We start from the raw sequence: 1,329 nt of genomic DNA on the forward strand, positions 1-1,329 counted from the left end.
GACGCCGCGTTCGGAGGCCTACTTTGTTTTCCCTCTGGCGCAAGGCGCGCCGGGAAAACAGTGCGGCCTCGCGGCTGCTGGGGACTACCTGCCTTCGCTTCGCTCTCCATGGCTGTCAGCGCTGGCCTGCGTTACCAGCGGCAACAGACCCTTGCCGTCCAGATCAGAGCGAAGGAGACTGTTCGGCACAGAAGGTTGCATCTATGCCACCTCCTGCGGGAAAAGCTGCTGCATCAGGCCTTTCTTGAGGTTCTTGAGGGTGTCGAGCTTGTGCGACTCCAGCCCGATCACCTCATCAAGGGAGGAGAGGCAGTGGGCGATTTTTTGTTGTTCTCCTGATGACGGAATAACCAACTTGAAAGTTTCAAGAATCGGCATCCGAAGCGATAGGACGGTAGACATTACAGCTTTTGAAGCCAGAACACCTTTTAGTGCACCTAATTGATAGTAAATAAACTTTCCGACTTCACGAAAATCTGATAATGCATAGGCGCGTTGATGCAAGTCAAATTTTCCACAATAATATTTAGGGATGAATCTCATTCCCTCGCCCGGGATAATCACAGCTTCAGCATCAAACAAATAACGACTTGATCGCTTTATTTCTTCAGATCTATCAAATAGGGGATAAGCACCATCATCTACATGATCTTGTGCATTGGAAGATCCATTGCAGATAATGCAAACTTCCCCCAAACGCTTCACCTCCCACGCCCCCGCCTCCCGAAACTCAGGAAAGCGCAGGCGGGGTGTGGTTTCGCCCTCGGCGGGGAAGAGCTGCTGCATCAGGCCCTTCTTGTGCTGTTTCAGGGACTGGACCTTTTTGGCTTGCAGCCCGATCACCTCATCAAGGGAGGAGAGGCAGTGGGCGACTTTTTGTTGTTCGGTAGTCTCGGGCGGTATTGGAACAGGGTATTCTTTTATGGAGTTGATATCTCCGCGGGGCATTTTCACTCCCTTCGCCCCTGCCATGACGTAATCAATGAAACGATTATTCTTTAAAATGTGGGCAACGTATTGGCAGCCTTGGGAGTTTCTAGGTCTAAACACAAGAACATCATTTGATGCCCCGCCAGAGAAGTTGGCAGCCCAAACTTTTTTTAAGTAAGGTCGAATATTTGCGAGTAAAACATCCCCTGCTTGAAAAGAAGACACTGAATTAACAGTTGGGAGTTTGTTTGCAACAGCTACCCCGCCAAAATCTTGCAGAATATTCTCCGTGCTCACATAGTTGACATTCGAAATATCCTTGAGTTGTACCCTGTCATTGACAAGGGGGGCAATGGCCTCTAGAGGTATAAATTCCCACGCCCCCGCCTCCCGAAACTC

Annotated in this window: 2 protein-coding genes; one reads left to right on the forward strand and one right to left on the reverse strand. The window is 50.0% G+C overall.

The genetic code is table 11. The annotated features are described in order from the left end of the window. A partial coding sequence (locus ACOCD2_RS20220) for a hypothetical protein (RefSeq protein ID WP_293689930.1) occupies positions 1-248 on the forward strand: 248 nt, incomplete at its 5' end. On the opposite strand, the gene ACOCD2_RS20225 is transcribed toward ACOCD2_RS20220, so the two are convergent. Next, a partial coding sequence (locus tag ACOCD2_RS20225) for a restriction endonuclease subunit S (protein ID WP_419625971.1) occupies positions 202-1,329 on the reverse strand: 1,128 nt, incomplete at its 5' end. The genes ACOCD2_RS20220 and ACOCD2_RS20225 overlap by 47 nt on opposite strands.

It is taken from the genome of Thiolapillus sp. (assembly GCF_048562965.1).
Taxonomy (GTDB): domain Bacteria; phylum Pseudomonadota; class Gammaproteobacteria; order Chromatiales; family Chromatiaceae; genus Thiolapillus; species Thiolapillus brandeum_A.